19 protein-coding genes are annotated in these 23,763 nt (G+C 29.9%); 10 read left to right on the top strand and 9 right to left on the bottom strand.

Going from position 1 to position 23,763, the window contains the following annotated elements:
* The first annotated feature begins 149 nt into the window (after window positions 1-149).
* On the top strand, window positions 150-1,844 hold the full coding sequence (locus Q0776_RS16200; RefSeq protein WP_298370555.1) for an FAD-dependent oxidoreductase: 1,695 nt from the start codon (window positions 150-152) through the stop codon (window positions 1,842-1,844).
* Window positions 1,845-2,115: 271 nt separating this feature from the next.
* Window positions 2,116-2,859 (top strand): hypothetical protein, encoded by a 744-nt coding sequence (locus Q0776_RS16195; RefSeq protein ID WP_298370553.1) that lies wholly within the window; start codon window positions 2,116-2,118, stop codon window positions 2,857-2,859.
* Between the two features lie 83 nt (window positions 2,860-2,942).
* On the opposite strand, the gene msrB is transcribed toward Q0776_RS16195, so the two are convergent.
* The gene (gene msrB, locus Q0776_RS16190) at window positions 2,943-3,410 is read right to left on the bottom strand and encodes a peptide-methionine (R)-S-oxide reductase MsrB (RefSeq protein WP_366139411.1); all 468 of its coding nucleotides are present in this window, start codon (window positions 3,408-3,410) and stop codon (window positions 2,943-2,945) included.
* A gap of 56 nt (window positions 3,411-3,466) precedes the next feature.
* Complete coding sequence (locus tag Q0776_RS16185; RefSeq protein ID WP_298370550.1) at window positions 3,467-5,797, bottom strand: tetratricopeptide repeat protein; 2,331 nt, start codon at window positions 5,795-5,797, stop codon at window positions 3,467-3,469.
* A 265-nt stretch (window positions 5,798-6,062) separates the two neighbouring features.
* Here Q0776_RS16185 and Q0776_RS16180 point away from each other — a divergent pair, with 265 nt between their 5' ends.
* The 6 genes from Q0776_RS16180 (at window position 6,063) to Q0776_RS16155 (ending at window position 11,338) form a co-directional block, all read left to right on the top strand.
* Window positions 6,063-6,887: a M48 family metallopeptidase gene (locus tag Q0776_RS16180; RefSeq protein WP_298370547.1), complete on the top strand. Its 825-nt coding sequence runs from the start codon at window positions 6,063-6,065 to the stop codon at window positions 6,885-6,887.
* A 76-nt stretch (window positions 6,888-6,963) separates the two neighbouring features.
* Window positions 6,964-8,274: an MFS transporter gene (locus tag Q0776_RS16175; protein ID WP_298370543.1), complete on the top strand. Its 1,311-nt coding sequence runs from the start codon at window positions 6,964-6,966 to the stop codon at window positions 8,272-8,274.
* Window positions 8,264-9,466: an L-2-hydroxyglutarate oxidase gene (gene lhgO / locus Q0776_RS16170; protein ID WP_298370540.1), complete on the top strand. Its 1,203-nt coding sequence runs from the start codon at window positions 8,264-8,266 to the stop codon at window positions 9,464-9,466. The genes Q0776_RS16175 and lhgO overlap by 11 nt, the downstream gene beginning before the upstream one ends.
* A gap of 2 nt (window positions 9,467-9,468) precedes the next feature.
* The gene (locus Q0776_RS16165) at window positions 9,469-9,891 is read left to right on the top strand and encodes a secondary thiamine-phosphate synthase enzyme YjbQ (protein WP_298370537.1); all 423 of its coding nucleotides are present in this window, start codon (window positions 9,469-9,471) and stop codon (window positions 9,889-9,891) included.
* Window positions 9,892-10,022: 131 nt separating this feature from the next.
* Window positions 10,023-10,625 (top strand): SatD family protein, encoded by a 603-nt coding sequence (locus Q0776_RS16160; protein ID WP_298370534.1) that lies wholly within the window; start codon window positions 10,023-10,025, stop codon window positions 10,623-10,625.
* On the top strand, window positions 10,619-11,338 hold the full coding sequence (locus Q0776_RS16155) for a DUF3307 domain-containing protein (RefSeq protein ID WP_298370531.1): 720 nt from the start codon (window positions 10,619-10,621) through the stop codon (window positions 11,336-11,338). The genes Q0776_RS16160 and Q0776_RS16155 overlap by 7 nt, the downstream gene beginning before the upstream one ends.
* Window positions 11,339-11,343: 5 nt before the next feature.
* On the opposite strand, the gene Q0776_RS16150 is transcribed toward Q0776_RS16155, so the two are convergent.
* The 6 genes from Q0776_RS16150 to Q0776_RS16125 form a co-directional block, all read right to left on the bottom strand.
* Window positions 11,344-13,005: a SulP family inorganic anion transporter gene (locus Q0776_RS16150; protein ID WP_298370529.1), complete on the bottom strand. Its 1,662-nt coding sequence runs from the start codon at window positions 13,003-13,005 to the stop codon at window positions 11,344-11,346.
* A 34-nt stretch (window positions 13,006-13,039) separates the two neighbouring features.
* Window positions 13,040-13,483, bottom strand: a complete 444-nt coding sequence (locus Q0776_RS16145) for a hydrogenase maturation protease (protein WP_298370527.1) — start codon at window positions 13,481-13,483, stop codon at window positions 13,040-13,042.
* Window positions 13,467-14,918 carry a Ni/Fe hydrogenase subunit alpha gene (locus tag Q0776_RS16140; RefSeq protein ID WP_298370524.1) on the bottom strand — a complete coding sequence of 484 codons (1,452 nt, stop codon included), beginning with the start codon at window positions 14,916-14,918 and terminating at the stop codon, window positions 13,467-13,469. Before Q0776_RS16140 ends, Q0776_RS16145 begins: the two co-directional genes overlap by 17 nt.
* An 18-nt stretch (window positions 14,919-14,936) precedes the next feature.
* The gene (locus tag Q0776_RS16135) at window positions 14,937-16,202 is read right to left on the bottom strand and encodes a 2Fe-2S iron-sulfur cluster-binding protein (RefSeq protein WP_298370522.1); all 1,266 of its coding nucleotides are present in this window, start codon (window positions 16,200-16,202) and stop codon (window positions 14,937-14,939) included.
* A 10-nt stretch (window positions 16,203-16,212) separates the two neighbouring features.
* On the bottom strand, window positions 16,213-17,940 hold the full coding sequence (locus Q0776_RS16130) for an NAD(P)H-dependent oxidoreductase subunit E (RefSeq protein ID WP_298370520.1): 1,728 nt from the start codon (window positions 17,938-17,940) through the stop codon (window positions 16,213-16,215).
* A 289-nt stretch (window positions 17,941-18,229) separates the two neighbouring features.
* Complete coding sequence (locus tag Q0776_RS16125) at window positions 18,230-19,960, bottom strand: NAD(P)H-dependent oxidoreductase subunit E (RefSeq protein WP_298370518.1); 1,731 nt, start codon at window positions 19,958-19,960, stop codon at window positions 18,230-18,232.
* A gap of 331 nt (window positions 19,961-20,291) precedes the next feature.
* On the opposite strand from Q0776_RS16125, the gene Q0776_RS16120 reads away from it, so the two are divergent.
* Window positions 20,292-20,942, top strand: a complete 651-nt coding sequence (locus Q0776_RS16120) for a DUF5020 family protein (protein WP_298370516.1) — start codon at window positions 20,292-20,294, stop codon at window positions 20,940-20,942.
* A 10-nt stretch (window positions 20,943-20,952) separates the two neighbouring features.
* Window positions 20,953-22,248, top strand: coding sequence for an NCS2 family permease (locus tag Q0776_RS16115; RefSeq protein ID WP_298370514.1), 1,296 nt, complete (start codon window positions 20,953-20,955; stop codon window positions 22,246-22,248).
* A 150-nt stretch (window positions 22,249-22,398) separates the two neighbouring features.
* On the opposite strand, the gene Q0776_RS16110 is transcribed toward Q0776_RS16115, so the two are convergent.
* Window positions 22,399-23,667: a mechanosensitive ion channel domain-containing protein gene (locus Q0776_RS16110; protein ID WP_298370511.1), complete on the bottom strand. Its 1,269-nt coding sequence runs from the start codon at window positions 23,665-23,667 to the stop codon at window positions 22,399-22,401.
* Window positions 23,668-23,763: the final 96 nt, after the last annotated feature.

Raw genomic sequence — 23,763 nt, 5'->3', positions numbered from 1 at the left:
TTGATTAAACATATTTAAGATTATTGAATTATTATTTTTGATTTGGGATTTAAGGTAGTTATAGAAAAAATTTACGCAAACGTAATAGTAATAATAGTAACGCTCTAGTTTAAATAATTATCTAAAATTTGCAGAAATATTTAAAAGAAATGAAAAAAGTTATAGTAATTGGAGGTTTATCAGCAGGACCATCTGCAGCTGCGAAAGCCAGAAGAGAGGATGAAACGGCCGAAATTATTTTATTTGAAAAAGGGGCAAATATAAGTTATGCAACTTGTGGTATGCCTTATGCATTTTCGGGTGTTATTGAAGATAGAAGTAACCTAATAGTTGTAAAGCCAGAATTGTTAAAATCGCGTTTTAATATTGATGTTCGTTTAAACGAAGAAATAATTAAAATAGATACAAAAAATAAAGTAGTTTATTCCAAAAAAGGAGATTATGGTTATGATACTTTAGTTTTTGCTACTGGAGCTAAATCAATTGTTCCTCCAATAAAGAATATTGAAAAATCAACAAATTGGTCTACTTGCAGATCAATGATTGATTTTGATAAAATTACCGAAGAAGGGTTAGCTTCACAATCAAAACATATAACAGTTATTGGAGCAGGCTTAATTGGGGTTGAAGTTGCAGAAAATTTGCGCGACGCGGGCAAGGAAGTTACTTTAATTGAAGGCGACAATCAAATTTTAAACATGTGGCAGCCTAAATTTGGTAAGTTTGCAGAAGAAGTTTTAAAAGATAAAGGAATTGAAGTTATTACAAGTGGATTGGTTTCAGAATTTAAATTAGATGATGAATGGAAAATTTCCGAAGTAATAATAGAGGACGGAAAAACTGTAAAAACAGATTTTGTTATTTTAAGTGTTGGAATAAAGCCAAACACTGAATTGCTAATTGAAAACGGAGCTGAACATATAACTAATGGAGCCCTAAAAGTAAATGAACGAATGGAAACATCAATTAATGATGTTTATGCCGCGGGAGATAATGTTTCTATTAAAAATATTCAAACCGGAAAATTTGATTATTTCCCATTAGGAACTCATTCAAACAAAGCGGGGAGAGCTGCTGGGGCAAATGCCGTTGGAAGTAGCATTGAGTTTAAAGGAGCCTATAAAACTGCGATTATAAAAGTTTTTGATTATACACTGGCTAGAACCGGTATGAATCCGAAAGCTCTAAAACATTTAGACATTTCTTTCAAAACCGTTTTAACTATTGCAGGTGCAACACCTGGTTATTACCCTGGACAGAAAGATTTAATTACAGAAATTTATTACGATTCCAAAAGCGAAGTAATTTTAGGTGCAGAATTATTTGGTGAAGTAGGTGTTGATAAGCGCATTGATGTTTTAAGTACGGCTATTTATGCAAAACTAAAAGTTTCTGATTTAGCACAATTAGATTTGGCCTATGCGCCTCCATATTCACCGGCAAAAGATCCGGTTGTGGTTTCAAGTTTTGTTTCAGAGAATATTTTAAATGAAAATAGTACTCAAATGTCTATTGAAGAATTGGAATCTTATTTAAATGATAAAAAGTCTTCAGAATATTTATTGATAGATGTTAGAACCGTAGATGAGTATGAAAAAGGAACAATTCCTGAAGCTTTAAGTTATCCATTAGATAGTATTCGAAATAATATAGAAATTATAAAAAATAAAAATAAGCCAGTATTAATTTTCTGTCAAAAAGGACTACGAGGTTATTTGGCAGAATTAATATTACGTCATAATGGAATTAAAAACGTAGTTAATATAGCCGGAGGTTATAAATTATGGCAAATGTATAGTGACAAAATCACAATCCCAAAACCCGTTTTTGTGGATTTAAAATAATAGATATTTGTTTGTTTATAAAAGCATCTATAGCTTAATTTTAAGTTGTAGGTGTTTTTTTTTGTTTTATAAAAACAATGTTTATTTTTTATAAGTGTTTAATATTTACTATATTAGTGATCTTAAGTAATAAAAGTTACATAAATAAATCAATTACCCCTTAAATTGATTTAAAATTTTGCCCACCAAATTAACCTCATTTTTTATCCTGATATCAATAATATTTGATATATATTTTATTAACTAATTAACTAACTAAAAACAATTAATTATGAAAACAAAAGCAACATTATTGTCGCTACTATTTTTGTCAGTAGCGCTATTATCTTCATCAACTACATTTGCACAAGATGAAAAAGAATCTTATTCAATGGTAGAAATAACTTTTATGCTTCCAAAAATAGGAATGGAGAAGAATTTTGAAAATTCAGTTAAAGAACATAATGCAAAGTACCACAAAGATGGGCCATTTAGAGCTTCATTAGATTACATTTTAACAGGGAAGGAAGCAGGTTGGTACGTTTGGATTATGGGTCCATGTACATTTTCAAATTTGGATAATAGACCAGAAGATGATGCACATAGAGCGCATTGGGATAAAAATGTATCTCCTACTGTAGCTAAATATGGACGAACTGAATATTGGAGATATAATGAGAAAATATCTGTTCCAGGTGATGTTGTTCCAAAATATGAAACTATTTGGTTTTTAGATATTGAAAGTGGTCAATACAATAAATTTACCGAATTCATGAAAAAAGTTAAAGAGGCTAATGAGAAAAGAGGCGATATATTTTATAGAGTTTTTAACAATCAATTTTCAGATAATGACGGTAGAGATGTTGCCATAGTTTGGCCTTTTAAAAACTGGGCAGAGTTAGATGATGAAAATAGCGAAATTAGAGAAACATATGAAGAAATAAATGGTCCAGGAAGTTGGGAAAGAGCTTTGGACGATTGGAGATCCTTTACAAATTCTGTAATTTCTCAACATTGGAAAATTGGAGTGAACTAACAAATACAAAAAAACATGGATATAAAAAATATCCATGTTTTTTACATTTTAATATCTATTTATTTAAAATTAGAGATGTTCTTTTAATCTTTAATAAATTTTATCGAAGAAGTATTCACGCAGTATCGCTGTCCCGTTGTTTCTTTTGGCCCATCATTAAAAACATGACCTAAATGACCATCGCAAGTTTTACAAATAATTTCGGTTCTTATCATTCCGTGAGATTTATCCAAAACAAATTCTACTGTACCGTCAATAGCATCATCAAAAGATGGCCAACCACAATGAGATTCAAATTTACTATTAGATTTAAAAAGTTTGGTTTTACAACCGGTACAAATATAAGTTCCTTTCTCAAAATGAGAAGTTAATCCTCCTTCACTAGCTCTATCTGTTCCTTTCTGACGCAAAACATAGTACTCTTGTGGAGTTAAAATTTGCTTCCATTCTTCATCAGATTTTTCTACTTTTTTAGTCATAGTTTTTTCTTTTTCCTGTGAAATTCCGTTAAAACCAAATAACAAAATTACAATTAAATAAAAATAGTTCATTTGCTAATATTTAGATAATTTAGGTCGATATAAAACAAAATAGCTTACAAATAAAATTAATTTTTTATCAATTGCTGATAATTCTTATTACTTGGAAATAACTCAATAAGTTTTTTAGCTAATTCACCGGCTTTATTAAGTTTATTTTGATCTCTATAAATAGAATAAGATAAAACTAATAAATTTTCATCATTTACATTTTTTTTCAATCCATATTCCAAGGCTTTAAGTGCTCCACTATAATTTCCCATATCATTTAGCATAATTGCGTAATAATAATGATTTTGTGGGTCTGTTGGCGCAAACTTTGTTGCTTCTTTCAATGTTTTTAAAGCGTTATTTTTATCGTTAGCTCTTATGTATGCAAAAGCTAAGGCTTGGTACGCAATTGAAAATTCCTTATTAATGGAAAGCACCTCTTTTAATAGCTTAATACTTTCTTCGTTTTCTCCTTTCAATCTTTTTAAGTCGGCATAGTTAACCTTTACAATTAAATTTAAGGTATCCAATTCAACGGCCTTTTTAAAATAGTTTTCGGCTTGGTCTAATTTATTTAACCCAATTGCAGCAACTCCTAAAGAAGATTGTCCTAATGAGCGATCTTGCCAATACAAAAGCTGTGTTATATATTCTTTCCTAGCCTGCTTAATGATTTGTTGTTTTTCGGGTGATAAATTATCTGTAGGCATATCATATAAAAAACTATTTGCTATATGTCTAACACTTGTAACTGTATCGTTAGCTAGCGGCATTGCATATTGCTGTTGAATTTCTTTGGATAATGATCTTATGGATTCCAATGCGGCCCGTCTTACCAATGGACTTTGTGATTTTAAAGCCATACTTAGATTGTCAAAAGCAAGAGAGTTGTTTTGATAATCTTGATATTTAATAGCTGTACCTAAAACTATATCCGAAATATTTTTATCTTTTATAACCGCATTTAACTCATCCTGTGCATTCGGTTTATTGTTTCTAACTTTATTAAAAGCAAATCCAAAATGAGGAATGGTATCATATTTATTGCCATACCATTTTCTAAAATGATCTAGAGACCACTCATTTGTTTTGTCCGTATGACAATTATTACAAGCATTGGTCGCTCCAGTTTTCACACTTATATCAGGTCTTGGAATACGCAAACTATGGTCAGATCTAGGATCAACAACCATTATTGTAATTTTTGGCATATGACAACTAATACAACTTGCACCTTCGCCATCTACTTTATGTTTATGATGATCGGTTGATTGGTATTTATCGGGCATATGACATTGAGAACAAACATTATCTTTCGGAATTTTTAATTTTCCGCTATGCACATTATGGCAATCTTTGCACATTACACCTTTTTGATACATTTTACTTTGAAGAAAAGAACCATAAACATAATCTTCGTCGTTATTTGTACCGTCATCGTTGTATAATGGATAATCTAATGTAGATACCATATGAGTATGTTCGAGTACTTTACCAAAAGTATATTCATCAGTTAATTGAGTTCTTCTAGAGTGACAACGCCCACACCATTCAACCTGCATTTTATTATCTCGAGGTTTGCTTCGCGTAACCAATCCACTTTTTGGGTCAATATTCCAAACAGCAGAATCTCGATCCATAATATCAAAAACCAATCCCATATTAGGTAAATCTTCTTTTTCATCTTGTTCGGCCCATTTTGCATGAATATCTCCAGGTCCATGACAGGCCTCACAAGAAACATTTATTTCATCAAAATGAGTATTATAGGTCATTGTTTTAGGATTGTAATCTTTTTTAACATTTGTAGAATGACATTCCGCACACATATAATTCCAATTTTGTAGCGATCTTCCCCAGTTAAGTTCATCGTGAGAAGCGATAAATTCATCAGGATATAAATGTTGCCATTTTTGTCCTCCATCTTCTTTTGCACGTGAATCCCAAAAAGGGGTTAATACTTGTAATTTGCCTTTAGGAAAAATTACTAGATATTGTTGTAGCGGATAATGACCAAAAGTATATTTAACCTGAAAATCTTTATACTTACCATCAGGTCCTTGGGTATTTACAAAAAATAAACTATCTCTTTTAAAAAATTTGCTTGTAACACCATATGCAATATGTTTAGTATTATTAAAATTACCTAAAACAGTTTCATCTGTAGGTAATTGCATTGCCAATTGATGGTCTGATCCTATCCAATCATCATATTCGGGTTTATGGCAATCTGCACATTTTGACGATCCAATAAACCCTTCGTCATGTTTATGATTTTTTAACGCTATTTCCAAGGGAGAATATGTTTCTTTTTCCTTACATGAAAAAAGTGATAATGAAAGAGTGATGAATATAAAAAACACAATGTTTTTTATTGAAATATGAAATTGAACTGCTGAAATATTCATTAGGATTTTTAAGTGAATTATTAAGAAATAATATAAATGCTAAAATAATAAAAAGGATTTAGATGATTACTAACCTTTAATAGTTAAATAAGTGACTTTTTGAAGTAGAAGTGTGTCAAAATATTAATTACAAAATTATTACTGTTATTATAAATGAAATGGGATTTTATTCAGTCAATGATTTATTTCATTTATAAAAATTAATTTGCTTATTAATATAGAATTTGTAATTTTAGTCAAAAACAATCAAAGAAAAATAGAAAAAATGAAAAAAATCGTATCGTTAACACTAGTGCTACTTTTTATAGTAAGTTGTTCTACAGTTCCAATTACTGGTAGAAAAAGAATAAATATAGTAAGTGATTCTCAAATTTTACCTGCCAGTTTTGAACAATATGCCGGTTTTTTAAAAGAAAATAAAATTTCATCAGATTTAAAAATGTCGAATGAAGTTCAATCTGTTGGTGTGCGAATTTCCAAGGCAGTTGATAAATTTATGAGAGCTAATAATATGGTATCTGAGGCTAATAACTATAGATGGGAATTTAATTTAATAAATGACCCAACAGTAAATGCTTGGTGTATGCCTGGAGGAAAAGTAGTTTTTTATGAAGGTATATTACCAATTTGTGCCAATACAGATGGTATTGCTGCAGTTATGGGACATGAAGTTGCTCATGCATTTGCAAAACACGGACAAGAACGAATGACAACTGCATATGGACAACAATTGGGTGGAATTGCAGTTGCAATTGGAACCTCAAAAAAAGATCCAAGAACAGCTCAATTATGGAATACAATTTATGGTGTTGGATCTCAGGTAGGAATGCTAGCATACAGTAGAACTCACGAAACAGAAGCAGATAAATTAGGTATGGTATTTATGATTATGGCAGGATACCAACCAGAAGAGGCCATTAACGTATGGATTCGTATGAGTCAAAGAGCTGACGCATCTAGTGCTCCACCAGAATTTTTAAGTACACATCCTTCAAACCAAACTAGAATTGCCAACTTAAAAGCTTATTTACCTACAGCTGTTAAAATGGCCAAAAAGTATAATGCAGTAAATACAACATCTGCTAACTAAAAATTTGAAATAAATTTAATTATAGTATATTGTAAACCGTTCTTTAATTAAGGGACGGTTTTTTTATTTTATACATATGCTAAAAAGAGGTGATAAAAAATTAATAAATGCTTGGGCATTTTATGACTGGGCAAATTCTGTTTATTCATTAGTAATTAGTACTGCAGTTTTTCCAATTTACTATAGTGGAATTACAGAGTCATTTGCAAATACCGAAGGAAAAGTTGCTTTTTTAGAAACCCAATGGAACCCTACCACATTATATGATTATACCTTAGCATTTTCATTTTTAATTGTTGCATTTATGTCGCCAATTTTATCTGGAATAGCTGATTTTACGGGGAATAAATTAAAGTTTTTAAAATTCTTTTGTTTGTTAGGATCAATTTCGGTTGCTAGTTTGTTTTTTTTCGAAGGAAAAGATACGCTTTGGGTTGGAATCGTAGGAACAATTTTTGCGAGTATTGGTTTTTGGGGAAGTATAGTTTTTTATAATGCTTATTTACCCGAAGTTGCTTTTCCAGAAGACCAAGATAGGGTTAGTGCTAAAGGTTTTATGATGGGATATACCGGATCTATACTGTTATTGCTATTAAGTTTGGTTGCGGTAAACAAACCAGAGTTTTTTGGACTTGAAAGTGCCGCAATGGCATCTCGTTTAACTTTTGTATTGGTAGGAGTTTGGTGGTTTGGTTTTGCCCAAATTACTTACCGAAGACTACCAAATAATGTTTATGATAAAAAACCTTCAAATCATCCAATTTGGAAAGGTTTGCATGAACTAAAAATTGTTGGTAAAGAGTTGATGGTTCATCCCGAATTAAAGTTTTTTCTTTCTGCTTTTTTTGTGTTTAGTGTTGGAGTACAAACAATAATTTTAATGGCGGGAATTTTTGGGAGTAAAGAATTAGGTTTACCAACTTTAGATTTAATTGCAGTAATATTGTTGGTTCAAATTGTTGCAATTTTAGGAGCTTATGTTTTTTCTAGATTATCGAAAAAAATTGGAAATATTTCAACTTTAAAAATTACTATTAGTATTTGGGCAATTGTATGTTTTATTGCGTTTATGTTGGACAAGGATCAAGAAAATGTACATTTATATTTTTATGGACTAGGTGGTTTAATTGGTTTGGTAATGGGAGCAATTCAATCTTTATCGCGCTCAACATATTCAAAATTGTTACCAGATACTCAAGATCATGCAACATATTTTAGTTTTTATGATGTAGCTGAAAAACTGGCAATAGTTTTCGGTATGATTATTTTTGGATTATTAATTTCATTAACGGGTTCGATGCAATGGAGTGTATTGTTTTTGGCAATATTCTTTTTAATATCCTTTGTTTTGCTGAACTTTGTTGGAAAAACAAAATATGTCCAATAAATCCGATTTTATTATAGTTGGTGGAGGTGTAGTTGGTTTAGCAACAGCATATAAATTACAATTAAAATTTCCTGATAAGAAAATTACTATACTTGAAAAAGAGGAAGATGTAGGAATGCATCAAACAGGAAGAAATTCTGGAGTTATGCATTCGGGTATTTACTATAAACCTGGAAGTTATAAAGCTGAAAATTGTAAAGATGGGCATAGACAACTAGTTAATTTTTCAGAAGAAAATAATGTAAAACACGATATTTGCGGTAAAATTATTGTTGCAACTTGCGATGAAGAAATTCCTATTTTAGAGGGTATATATGAGCGTGGTTTGGAAAATGAAACTAAAGGTATTAAGTTTCTTTCTTCAGAAGAAATTAAAGAAAAAGAACCTTTTATTGAAGGTGTAAAAGCAATTTGGGTGCCAACTGCAGGAATTATTGACTATGTGGGGCTTTGTAAAGCGTTGGTAATTAAAGTGAAATCTATTAATGCTAAAAGTAAATTTATTCCAAATTGTGAAGTTAGAGAAGTAATTGCTGATAAAGATAACACCGTTTTAAAAACGTCAAGAGAAGATTTTTTAGCAACTAAAGTAGTTTTTTGTACTGGTTTACAATCGGATAGAGTGGCAGAAAAGGATAATTTAAAATTAGATTTACATATTGTAGGTTTTCGAGGAGATTATTATGAGTTAACTAAGGAAGCCAAACATAAAATTAAAAATTTAGTATATCCTGTTCCCGATCCTAAATTTCCATTTTTAGGAGTTCATTTTACGAGAATGATAGATGGAAGTATTGAATGTGGACCTAATGCTGTTTTTACATTTAAACGTGAAGGTTATAAAAAAACTAGTTTTAGTGTTAGAGATACTTATGAGGCTTTAAAATTTAAAGGCACTTGGAAATTATTTAGTAAACATTGGAGAAAAGGAATAGACGAGTATAAGCGTGCTTTTTCAAAACGTTTGTTTGTAAAAGCTTTGCAAAAAATGATGCCTTCTGTTACTGTTGACGACGTTAAAGTTGCTCGTTCTGGTGTGCGAGCACAAGCAATAGATTATAGTGGAAATATGGTTGATGATTTTAAAATTATGAAACACAATAACAATATTCATGTTTTAAATGCTCCATCTCCTGCTGCTACGGCTTGTTTAGCTATTGCTGATGAAATTGTAAATGTTGTAATACAATAAAAATGAAGTTTTTTCAAAAAGAAATACAGTTAAACCCAGTAAAAAGAGGGTTTCATTTAATTACAGAAGATATTTTAATTGCATTACCTAAACTAAAGGAAATTTCTATTGGGCAATTACAAGTTTTTATTAAACATACTTCAGCAAGTTTAACTATAAATGAAAATGCAGATCCATCTGTAAGAGTTGATTTTGAAAGTCATATTAATAAAATGGTTCCAGAAAATATGTCTTATTATATTCATACTTATGAAGGTTCAGACGATATGCCAGCACATATTAAAGCATCACTTTTAGGACCTTCAATTCAAATTCCAATTACCAATGGCACTTTAAATTTAGGTATTTGGCAAGGAATTTATTTGTGTGAACATAGAGATTATGGCGGTTCTAGAAAAATGGTAATTACAGCTTTTGGAAATTAGTATATATGCTTAAAAGTCGATTTGTTGAAATATAGGGTTTTTAACCGATATATTAAAATATAGGGTTTATAACCGATATATTTTTGTTTTGTGTGATTAAAATAATATATTTGAGGAAAAGAACTATTAAAATGACAAGTGTAATAACAGGTGATATTATAAATTCAAGAAATGTTGGTCCACAATTATGGATTCCTAAATTAAAAAGTGTATTAAATAAATACGGGGTAGAACCAACCCAATGGGAAATTTACAGAGGAGATAGTTTTCAATTAGAAGTGCAACCAGATGAAGCATTATTAGCCTGTTTATTAATTAAAGCTACCATTAAAACTATAAAAGAAATTGATGTAAAATTAGCAATTGGTATTGGAGAAAAATCATATGTTTCAGAGAAAATAACAGCTTCAAATGGAAGTGCATTTATAAATTCAGGAGAGTGTTTTGAAGGCTTAAAAAAAAGTATATTAGCTGTAAAATCTCCTAATGCTGAATTTGATACAAAAATGAATTTATTATTTGATTTAGCACAATTAACTATAAATAGGTGGACACAAAAATCTTCAGAAATTGTAAAAATTTCAATAGAGAATCCTAATTTAACTCAAAAAGATTTAGCCAAATTAGTAAATAAAACACAAAGTACAATAAGTGAAAGTTTGAAAATATCTGGTTACGAGGAGGTTATGGGGATGGAAAACTATTATAGAAACCAAATTGCTAAATTATGTTAGTGTTTTTTTTAAAATTATTTCTGGCGCATATTGTTGGAGATTTTGTATTTCAACCATATAAATGGGTAAAGAGTAAAGAAAAGAAAAAATATAAATCACCTTATTTGTATTGGCATATTCTAATTCATACAATTGCTTTATTAGTTGCACTTCAATTCAATTTTAACTATTGGCTAGGGATTTTAATAATTATTAGTTCTCACTATTTAATTGATTTGGCAAAATTATATTTAACTAAAAAAGTTAATTTTAGATGGTTGTTTTTATGGGATCAGTTGGCTCATTTATTTGTGATTTTAGGAGTAGTTCGTATTTATAAAGTTTATGAAATTAATTTTTCTGCATTTTATAAACCTCAAATATTGTTGTTAATAATTGCCATTTTATTAGTTACAGCTGTTTCTTCAATAGTTATGAAAATAATTATTTCTAAATGGGAATTAGATAGTAATTCAAACAAAAAATCGTTAAATGACGCTGGAAAATATATTGGTATTTTAGAGAGGCTGTTTATTTTTATATTTGTTATAACAAATAATTGGCAAGGAATTGGATTTTTATTAGCCGCTAAATCGGTTTTTAGGTTTGGAGATTTATCAAAATCAGAAGATAGAAAACTAACCGAATATATATTAATTGGTACGTTATTAAGTTTTGGATTGGCCATAATTATAGGAATAAGCTATAATTATGTATTAAAAACCTTAATTTAAATTAATTATTCTCCTGATTCTAAGTATTTCGTAGCTCTTGAAACCGCCATGTTTATATTTGTAACAATATATTTTCGATCAATAATAGAATAAATTTCATGCTTCCTGAAATCAGCTCTCAAATCCGGACTTATTCCTGATAAAATAATTAAAACACCTTCAGATTTAAAGGTTTTAATTATTTCTTTTAAGCTTTGAAACCCAGTAGCATCTATCATTGGAACATAACGCATCCTTAAAATAACAACTTTATAATCTTTATTAAATGTTGTAATTGTTTCTTGAAATTGTCTTGCAGCTCCAAAAAACAAAGGTCCATTTATTTCATAAAGCAATACTTCTTTTGGTAAATTAGATAATTCTTCATCAAAAAGATGTTCTCCTTTTCTAATTTCAGAAGACATATTTTTAACGTGAACAGATTCACTCATTCTCTTCATAAACATAAGGCTGGCAAGTACAATTCCTATTTCAATTGCAATAATTAAATCAAAAATTACTGTTAGAAAAAAGGTAGTAAATAAAATAATTATATCGGTTTTATTACCTTTTAAAATGGATCTAAATTGGCGCCATTCACTCATATGATATGCCACAACAATTAAGATACCCGCCAAACAAGACATTGGTATTAGTTTTGCATACGGGGCAAATAAAAGCATAATAGCAAGTAAAACTATTGCATGAATAACACCTGCAATTGGAGTTCTACCACCATTTTTAACGTTGGTTGCTGTTCTTGCAATTGCACCAGTAGCAGGAATTCCACCAAAAATTGAGGAAAATATATTTGCAGCACCTTGTGCAATTAACTCCATATTTGAACGATGTTTTCCACCAATCATAGAGTCTGAAACAACTGCAGAAAGCAGAGATTCGATACTACCTAAAATAGCAATTGCAAATGCTGGTTGAATTAACGCTTTTACAATTTCAAAATTAACTTTAGGAAGTGATGGTAAACTTAAACTGTTTGGAATTTCGCCATAATTACTTTCAATGGTAGCAACAGGAATATTAAAGTAATGAACTACAAGAGTTGAAAGCAAAATAGCAATTATTGAACCTGGAATTTTATATGCCTTTTTTTGAAAGAGTATTGTAAGTAAAATTGTGGATCCAGCAATTATAATTGCAGCCCAATTAATTTTGCTGAAACTTTTAAAATACAGCATCCATTTGTCTATAAAATGAGCAGGTACATTTGAAATATTAAGCCCTAAAAAGTCATTAATTTGAGATGAAAAAATGATTAGAGCAATTCCGCTTGTAAAACCAACAATTAAGGAATATGGAATAAATTTCAAATAGTTTCCAAGTTTTAAAATTCCCATTATAATAATAATGAACCCGGCCATAAAAGTTGCAATGGTAAGTCCGTTAACTCCATATTGTTGTACAATACCATACACAATAACAATAAAAGCGCCAGTTGGGCCACCAATTTGAACTCTACTTCCACCAAAAACAGATATTATTAGTCCAGCTATTACAGCTGTAATTATACCTTTTTCAGGCGAAACACCAGAAGCTATTGCAAACGCAATTGCTAGAGGAAGTGCTACAATTCCTACAATTAAACCAGAAAGAATGTCTTTGATTAAGGTTTCCTTAGATATCCCTTGTTTTAAAAGCGAAAACAATTTTGGAATAAATTCTTTTTGCATTTTAATAAAAAATTAGGATGCAAATTTAGTAATTCTATAGACTTAACAGTTTAAAATGAGAAAAACTTTTAGATAAATTTCTAGATGCTTTTTTACTAATTCCAATCTCAATATCCCATAAATAGCCCTGGACTGCTAACATGTATGCTTTTGGTTTTTTGTTATAAAAGGTTTCACATAGATTTAAAATTTGGGTAGGAGGAACATTATGAGTTGAGAAAGAAACGTGTTTTGAAGGAAAAATTTTTTCAAATTTAAATCCATTTTTTAGTTCCGTTTTACAAGCATCTACAAAAACCACTGTTTTATAATCTCCAATTAACTCGGCATCTTCAACCATTAATTGGTATTTGTACACTATATTACTTGTATTAAACCCTTCTTTTTCTAAAAGTTCTAAAAAACGCCAACCAAGTCCATCATCTTGGCGTGTATTATTTCCTATTCCAATTATAAGTATATTATCTAATTCTTTCATCAATTATATTTCCTTTAGAATCTTCTAATTGTACAATTAAAGGCATTTGCCCTAAAGCGTGAGTAGCACAACTTAAACAAGGGTCGTAGGCTCTAATTGCTATTTCTATCTGATTTAACATTGGTTCGGTTATTTCGGGTTTATCGCTTAATACTTCATTTGCTACCGCTCTAACACCTCTATTCATTGCTTCATTATTATGTGTTGTTGAAACAATTAAATTACATTTTGTTATTAAACCTTTATCATCTGTATGGTACTCATGAATTAAAGTACCTCTTGGAGCTTCAATAATACCAATACCTTTATTTCTTGGAGTGCCATTTCTAACCAAATCATTGCCCATTAATTCATCATCTAAGAGAAGTTCTTTCATTAATTCTGCACAATGAAGCATTTCGATTAAACGAGCCCAGTGCGTATGCATTGTCATATTATTTGGTTTGTTTTGTGTATATGACTTAAAAATTTGTCTTTCAATTTCTGCTAGTGGCGTATTAATATGTGAGCAAGTATTTAATCTTGCCAATGGCCCTACGCGATTCCAACCTTTTTCACGACCATATTTTGTCATATATGGGAATTTTAAATATGACCAAGGTTCAACTGCTTCTTTAAAATGGTATCGATATTCAATATCTTCAATATTTAATAATTCATTTCCTTCTGAATCAATAGAGCGTAAACGACCATCATATAATTCTAGTGCTCCAGTTTCTTGATCCACTAAACCTAAATGGTTAGAAGGGTATTTAGCAAAACTATCAATCCAATTTGCATTTTCAGCGTGATAGGTTTTTATGAAGTTAATTATTTCTTTTGACCATTCGATCATAGTATCAACACTTGGAATCTGTTTTCCATCTAAAAAATATTCACGTTCTTCTTTTGTAAAAGTTTTATGAACACCACCAGGAACGGCTAATATTCCATGTATCTTTTTTCCAGCCAAAGCTTTAATAATTTCTTGACCGAATTTTCGCATTAAAATTCCTTTTTTAGCTAATTCTTGATTAGATTCTGCGACTGCAACAATATTTCTTTTTTCGGCAGGGGCATTTATTCCAAATAATAAATCGGGTGATGCTAAATAAAAAAAATGTAATGAATGTGATTGAAAAACTTGTCCATAATGTAATAATTTACGCAATTTTGTAGCTGTTGGCGATAAATTTTCTGGATCTACTCCAACTAATTGGTCAATAGCTTTTGCAGCTGCAATGTGATGACTAACAGGGCAAATTCCACATAAACGTTGTACAAGCACAGGTGCCTCCCAGTATGGATGACCTTGAATAAATTTTTCAAAACCTCTAAATTCAACTATATGTAAAAAGGCATCTTCAACCTGACCTTTTTCATTCATTTTAATGGTAACTTTTCCATGACCTTCAACACGAGTAACGGGTTCTATTACTATTTTTCTTTTGCTCATTTTGTTAGTTTTTAAAAGTTAGTCGTATTTAAATTCTGGATAGGAAATAGAATATTCCTCTTCAAAAAGAATGTTTTTTACAACATTCCAAATGTGGTTTGCGTTTGGAGGGCAACCAGGAATATGATAATCTATTTTAACAACCTCGTGGTTAGAGTATACTTTGTTTAAAATTTTTGGTATATCTTCATGGTTTGGTATTACTGTTTCATCTTCTTCACTTGTAAGAGAATCTAAATAAGCTTCACGTAAACATTCTTCTAAAGGAACAGTATTTCTTATTGCTGGAAGTCCACCCCAAATTGCACATTCTCCAACAGAAACTAAAACATCACAGTTTTTTCTAAATTCACGAAGAACTTCAATATTATCGGTGTTACAGCAGCCTCCTTCAATTAAACCAATATCACAACGGTCAGAAAATTTTTTAATATCAGTTAAAGGAGATTTGTTAAATTCTACCAATTCAATTACATCTAAAATACCTAAATCTATATCTAATAAGGACATGTGGCATCCGAAGCAACCAGCTAATGAGGTTGTTGCAATCCGTTTTTTCTTTAGGTTGGTTGTTTTATGCTTCTTAATATCAGTTAACGGAATGTTTTTATTAGCATTTGAATTATCAAATTGTCGATCTCCAAAAGGTTTTCCAAACGATTTTCCTTTTACTAAAATAGAACCTGTTGGACAAATATGCATGGCATGTTCTGCTTGAGATTCTGAAAGTTTAGCTTCTTGTTCATAATCAACAGATACTAATGTTTGATTTCCTCTATTTGTAAAGTTAAAAACTTTATAACCATCATTTGTTATAACTTCTTCAATACAGCGCTTGCATTTAATACAGCGGTTTTGATTTACAACTATGCGTTCTGGACGAGCATCAACAATTCTGTCTACAAATAAGTGAGGAAATCGGGTATAACGAATTCCTGTTTCGTAACCTAAATTTTGCATTTGACAATCTCCACTTTTTTCGCAAGAAGGGCAGAAGTGGTTTCCTTCAACAAACATCATTTCTAAAATAGCTTTTCGAGCATCTAATAATTCAGGAGTGTTTACTTCAATATCCATTCCGTCATCAATAGAAACTGTGCATCCAGCAATTGTTCTACCGTTTTGTTTAACCGTACAAACCCTACAACTTCCTAACGGATTTAAATGTTTGAAATAACATAAAGTAGGAATAAATATTCCGTTTTGTTTGGCAGCTTCTATTAGGTTTTGGCCTTTTTCGGCTTTACAATCTCTTCCGTCTATTTTAAATGTTACTTCTTTCATTTTACAATCTTTAAAGTTGTGTATCTTTAATTATACTATCAAATTCGTGTATGGCATTTTCCATATCAAATTCTACATTTTGGGATTCGTTTGAAGGTGGAATTTTTAGATTAAAATATTCTTTAAACTTATCAATGGAATATATTAATGAATTTGGAGAGGATTTTCCCAAACCACATCTGCTAGAAAGTTTAATTATATTACCCCATTCTTTAATTTCATTAACATCGTCATTTGAAGCTAAACCACGCTGCATCTTTTTAACTTTTTCATTTAGAATAAAATTACCAGCTCTACACGGTGTACAAACCCCACACGATTCTTCTTTAAAAAACTCCATAAAGTTGCGTAGTATATGTAAAATATCTCGTGTACGATTAAATACCATAAAACTACCACCACATAGAATATCTTCCATACAAATTTTTCGATCGAATTCAGCTGGAGAAACGCATTCTCCTGATGGTCCGCTAACTTGCACATAATATGGAGCAGTTGCTTGGCTCATTTCTATACCTAATAATTCTCTAATTGATGTCCCATATTCAATTTCATAAATTCCAGGTTTGGCAACATCACCAGAAATACTAATTAGTTTTGTACCTGGAGTTTCCTTAGTTCCTATACTTAGGAAAAAATCTTCGCCAAGTTCTATAATTCTTGAAGCATAGGCTAAAGATTCTACATTATTTACTACTGTTGGTTTATGTTTAAAGCCGTGTTTTGTTGCACTCCACATACGTACTGGCGGTTCTCCTCTGCGGCCTTCCATTGATTCTATTAAGGCAGAAGCGGCACCACAAACATAGGAGCCAGCCCCTAATTGAATTCTTATATCAAAATCAAAACCTTCAATTTTTTGAATGTTTTTTCCTAAAAAATTTTGATTGTAAAATTCATTTATTAAATCGTCTAATTTTTGTTTAAAAAATTGATACTCGGCACGTAAATAAATAATCCCTTCCTTGGCACCAGTTGCATAACCAGCTAAAACCATGCCTTCAATTACCAAACCTGGTATATGTTGTAATACCGCACGATCTTTAAATGTTCCAGGTTCTCCTTCATCAGCATTGCAAATAATGTACTTTTCGGTATCTTCATTACTTTTACAAGATTGCCATTTGTAGCCAACATCAAAAAATGCACCACCACAGCCTTTTAGTTTGGACTTATATATTTTATCAATTATTTCTTGAGGTGTAAATTTTATTCCTTCTTTTATACTTTTACCTAATTCATAATTTCTAAAAATAATTGTTTTATCATCTTCGGGTGTGAATTGAATTTTACTAATGGTTTTACTAGCAAAATCTTTTACATTTTCGCCATTTTTAATTTTAGTAATAATTTTTCTAACCTTATTTGGGGTTAAATCTGTAAAAGGTTGAAAATTTATTAAAGCCGCAGGTTCTTGATCACTCATTCCAATACAAGAGGTTTCAAATAAAGAAAATTCTGAATTGCCATAATCGCCAAAATTGCAACCAGTTTCTTTTTCAATTGTAGCCTTAACATTTTCAAATCCTTTTAAATCGGAAATAATGCTATTATTTAAATAAATAATATTTTTTTCGGTAGGTTGGTTATGAAAAAAATGATAGAAGGATACCACGCTTTCAATTTCTATGGTTGATACATTTAATTCTTTCGAAATAGTTTCAATAGCACTTTTTGAAACAAAACCAAATTTGTGTTGATATTCCCAAAGTTTATTTAATAACAATGTTCTGTCCATGTGATAAAAATTTGATACAATTAAAGTTACGAAGTTTTTAGCTTGAAATATATGATTTCAAACGTTTTCGAACGATTTGAGTATTTTTAAAATCTTTCTAGCAGGTACTTTTGTTTTGTCAATATTTTGTTGTTTTTATAATTAAGTATTAATAAAAAGTAATGTTTCTTTATTAGATTTGTTTGTTGAAAAATCAATAATGCCATATTAATTATGATTTTTATTTAAAAACACGATGTAAAGAATCGTATATTTTAAACTATATGTAAAATATAATATAATTAAATCTTTAATTTTGTGTGCTTTGAATAATATTATCGTATTCAAAAACTGCGGCTTCCATATCAAATTCAATATTGCAATCTTCTTCGCAAACAAAAACTTTTAAGTTAAAGTATTCTTGAAATTTATCTATTGCCGAGATAAATGTATTGGCTGCATATTGCCCAAGTCCGCATCTACTGGTTAATTTCATAATTTCACCTAATTCTTTAATTTGATTTAGGTCTTCACTTGAGGCAATTCCCTTTTTTATTTTTTTTATTTTCTCAATTAAAATTTGATTTCCAGCTCTACAAGGTGTGCAACTTCCGCAAGATTCTGTTTTAAAGAAATGAGTGAAATTCTCTATAATTTGTATGATACTTCTATACTTGTTAAAAATCATTATAGATCCACCACACGCTAAATCTTCTTTAGATATTTTTCTGTGAAATTCATTTTTGTTAATGCATTCACCAGAAGGTCCACTAATTTGAACGTAATTTGGAGCTGTTGCTTGGGCCATTTCCATACTAATAAGTTGGTTTATGGAAGTTCCCCATTCAACTTCATAAATTCCTGGTTTTGCAACATCTCCAGAAACACTTAATAATTTGGTTCCCTTGCTTTTAGAAGTGCCAATTTTTTGAAAGAAATTACTTCCTAACTCTATAACTCTTGCAGCTAAAGCCAAAGTTTCAACATTATTTACAATGGTTGATTTATTGTTATAACCTATATGTGTTGGGAAATATTTTCGAATTCTAGGTTCTCCACGTTTGCCTTCTAGCGATTCAATTAAAGCTGTTTCTGCCCCACAAACATAGGCTCCGGCTCCTAGAAATACTTCAATATCAAAATTGAAATTCTTAATGTTGGCAATATTTTTCCCTAAAAAACCATTAGTGTAAAATTTATTGATAGTTTTTTCAATTTTAGGTACTAAATAATTGTATTCAGCACGTAAATAAATTATTCCTTTTTGGGCACCACTTACATATGCAGCCGTTACCATTCCTTCTAAAACTAATCCTGGGGCATAATTTAATAAAGCCTTGTCTTTAAAAGTTCCGGGCTCACCTTCATCAGCATTACAAATAATATACTTTTTATTGGTTGCACTATTTTTTGAATATTGCCATTTAGTAGCTGTTGGGAAAAATGCACCTCCACGACCGGAAACATCGGCCTTTTCTATTTCTTTTAAAACTTCATTTGGTTTTAGGTGTTTTAATTTAGTTATTGTATTACCTAAGGAATAATTTCTAAAAAATATAGTTTTATCTTCTGTAGGTTTATATTGAATTTTACTGGTAGGATTGTCTTCAATATCAGTTAGTTTTCCTCCACCTTTTAAATGATTAATTAGACTACTTACTTTTTTAGGTGTTAAATTTGTAAATGGTGATGAATTAATTAGAGCAGCCGGTTCTTTATCACTTAAACCAATACATGAAGTTTCGAACAATGAAAACATTGGATTTTTATCATAAATTCCAAAAGTGCCACCTGTTTCTTTTTCAAAAGCACTTTTAACTTGGTTAAAGCCTTTAAATTCTGAAACAATGCTATTGTTGAGATATATAATGTATTTTCCTGTTGGTTTTGAGTGAAGGAAATGATAAAAAGTTACCACACCTTCTATTTCAATTTTTGAAACATTTAATTTTTTTGCAATTTCAGTAATTGTGTTATTGGAAATATAACCGTGTTTTTGTTGAAATCCCCAAAGAACTGGTAAAAGACTTGACCGTTTCATATTTTATGGATTTTACCTTAAATTTAAGCATTATATGCTTGATTATCAATTGATTTTTAAATCTTATTGATTTTTTAATGTATTAAATGAAAAAGATCAATTATGGTAATTTATGTTTAAAGGTTTAATTTATTATGGCTGTATTTTACAGTTTTATAAAAAAGTTAGGGTTTAAAATAAGGAAAATTTATTGTCTAGTATTTAGAATCAAAATAAATTAGAAAATTGTTAATTGTATGTTAAAAATAGTTTTTAAATAATAAGATTAAATTGTCTGTTTTGTAGTATTTTTGCACCTTAATTTTTTTATAAACATTAACTAATCAACACAATGAAACATCTAATTACTCTTTTTACAATTTTAGTGACTGTATCTGTTACTTCTCAAAATTTTCAATTGCATAACGATTTTGAAAGAGGACATTTAACTACAACATTTGAAATGTTTAAACCAGATAAGTACGGTAATACATTTACTTTTATAGATTTTGATTACAATGCAGCAGCAGGAACAAGCTTAGCTTATTATGAAATAGCTCGTGTATTAAAAACTGAAAAAATGCCAGTTGGTTTACATGTTGAATATAATGCAGGTCATACAAATAGTTTTACAATTCCAGAAGCTTGGATTTTTGGAGCTAACTATAGTAAGGGAAATGCAAAATGGGGATTCTCAACATATGCAGGTTATAAAGCTTTTACTGGTGCAGGTGAAGGAAATTTTCAAGTAACTGCTACTTGGTATTGGAATATTATTGCCGATAAATTAACATGTTCTGGTTTTGCAGATTTTTGGTCTGAAAAAGGAGATTTTGCTTTTGGTTATACAGATATAAATGTATTTTTAGCAGAACCTCAATTATGGTATCATTTAAATAAAAGTTTTTCTGTTGGTGGAGAACTTGAGATTTCATCAAATTTTGGAGGTGGAAGCGATGCAATTAAAGGAAGACCTACATTAGGTGTTAAATGGAATATTTAAAAACTAGATTATGTTAGATAAATTTTTTAAAATAACAGAAAACAAATCAACTTTAAAAACTGAGGTTATTGCAGGTATTACAACATTTATGACAATGGTGTATATATTAGCTGTAAACCCGAGTATATTAAGTGCCGCAGGAATGGACAAAGATGCAGTATTTACTGCAACAGCTTTATCTGCCGTAATTGCTACTTTAGTTATGGCTTTAGTTGCTAAATTACCATTTGCCTTGGCGCCAGGTATGGGTTTAAATGCCTTTTTTGCATTTACAGTTGTATTAGGAATGGGATATTCTTGGGAATTTGCTTTAACAGCAGTTTTCCTAGAAGGTATTATTTTTATATTATTAACGGCATTTAATATTAGAGAATTAATTGTAAATTCTATTCCGTTAAATTTAAAACACGCCGTATCAGTTGGTATTGGACTATTTATTGCTTTTATTGGATTAAAAGGAACTGGATTAATTTCTGATAACCCTGCAACATTAGTGCAATTAGGCGATATGAAAAATCCGGCAGTTTATGTTGGTTTAGCAGGTGTAATTTTAATTGGAGTTCTTTTAACTAAAAAAGTAAAAGGAGCTATTTTAATAGGTATTTTAGTATCAACTATAATAGGTTTATTTGTTGGAGTTACAGTTATTCCAGAGAACTTTACATTTGTTAGTTTACCTCCATCAATTGAACCAATTTTCTTTAAATTCGATTTTTCTCAAATATTTACAATAGACATGTTGTTGGTGTTATTCACATTTTTATTTGTTGATATGTTTGATACCGTTGGAACTTTGGTTGGAGTATCTTCAAAATCGGGAATGTTAGATAAAGAAGGTAGAGTGCCAAGAGTAAAACAAGCATTATTTGCAGATTCAATAGGAACTTTTGTTGGTGCAATATTGGGAACTTCAACAGTTACAACATATGTAGAAAGTGCTGCCGGTGTTGCCGAAGGAGGTAAAACAGGTATGACAGCCTTAACTGTTGCTGGTATGTTTGCTTTATCATTATTTTTTGCTCCGGTATTTATGATAATTCCTGCTGCGGCAACTGCTCCAGCACTAATTATTGTAGGGTTATTTATGATTTCTCCAATAATGAAAATCGATTTAACTGATTTTACGGAAGCTATTCCAGCATTCTTTACCATTATAATGATGCCTTTAACATATAGTATTGCTGAAGGAATTGTATTTGGTATGCTATCATATGTTTTACTAAAGATACTTACAGGGAAATTTAAAGATATTAAACCTATAATGTACATTATTGCAATTCTATTTATAATTAAATTTTATGTTTAATTCTAAATAAGAATAAAACAAAAAAGAGTGTGCAATTGTTGCACACTCTTTTTTTTGTTTAAGATTTAAAAGTAATTGCTGTAGCTCAGTTTAATCTTTAATTATATTTTAAAGCAGTAATAGTGTTTAAAATACGAGTTATTTATTAATTTATTTTACAAACGAATGTAAATCTTTTCCAGTGGGTTCTTCAAAAACTTCTAAATCAAAGTAAGGAATTGCTGCAATTACATGGTCAAAAATATCTGCCATTATTACTTCATAATTAGCCCATTGTTTATTACTGCTAAAACAATAAATTTCTAAAGGAATACCTTTTGAGGTTGGAGCTAACTGCCTTACCATAGAAAACAAATCTTTACTTACAGAAGAATTTTGTTCTAAATATAAATCTAGGTACTTTCTAAAAACACCAAAATTAGTTAAGTTAAGTCCATTTATTAAAACAGACTTATCAGCATTTATTTTTTTATTGTGTTCAGTAATTTCTTTACTTTTAAATTCAAGATATTCCGTTACTAAATGTATTTTTTTTAAGTCATCAATTTCTTTTTCAGTTAAAAATTTTATTGAAGATTGCTTAATTAATACAGCTCTTTTTATTCTTCTTCCTCCAGATTCTTCCATTCCTCTCCAATTTTGAAAAGAATCTGAAATTAAACTATACGTTGGTATGGTGGTAAATGTATTATCCCAGTTTTGAACACGAACTGTTGCTAAATTAATATCCGTTACGGTACCGTCTGCACCAAATTTAGCGTACACAATCCAATCACCAATTCGTACAATGTCATTAACTGAAACCTGGATAGAAGCTACAAAACCTAAAATTGTATCTTTAAAAATTAACAAAATTACAGCAGATGCTGCTCCTAATGTTGCAAAACTTAAAATATCTCTTCCTGTTATTTGATAAACAATAAAGAAGGTTGCTAGACCCCATAAAAAAATCATTACAACTTGCACATAACTTTCTAAAGGTTTGTCTTTATAACGCTCTTTAGTTCTTAAATACTTATGCGTAGATCTTAAAAAACTTCTAATAATTTTTACAAATAGAACAACAGCATAAATATTTATAACATTATTAAAACTTTTTAATAAGAATGGAAAATCTTTTAAAACTAAGGGTACTAGACCTTTTAAAAATAATAGAGGTATGATATGTGCAAAATATCTAGAAAATTTACTTTGCACTAAAAAATCGTCAAAAGTTGTTATTGTTTTTACTGAGAAAACATCAAATGACTTAATAATGACTTTTCTTAATACTCTATCCAAAAAATATGCAGTTAAAATAATTAAACTAAGTACAATTATTAAATTTATAGTCTCAGCCCAAAAATCAGAAACACCCTTATTTATTAACGCTTCTTTAATAAAATTTAGGTAATCAATAAATTTAATAGAATCAATCATATTTTTTATTTTTAGCCTTTATAAAGATCCAATATGTAGTAAAGAAGGTAAAGAATTAATTAAAAAAACTGTTTAAAATGCGGCTATTTTAAAATA

This window comes from uncultured Lutibacter sp., assembly GCF_947495725.1.
GTDB lineage: Bacteria > Bacteroidota > Bacteroidia > Flavobacteriales > Flavobacteriaceae > Lutibacter.
The sequence above is the reverse complement of the archived record's forward strand: the minus strand, read 5'-3'. Positions and strand labels throughout refer to the sequence as shown.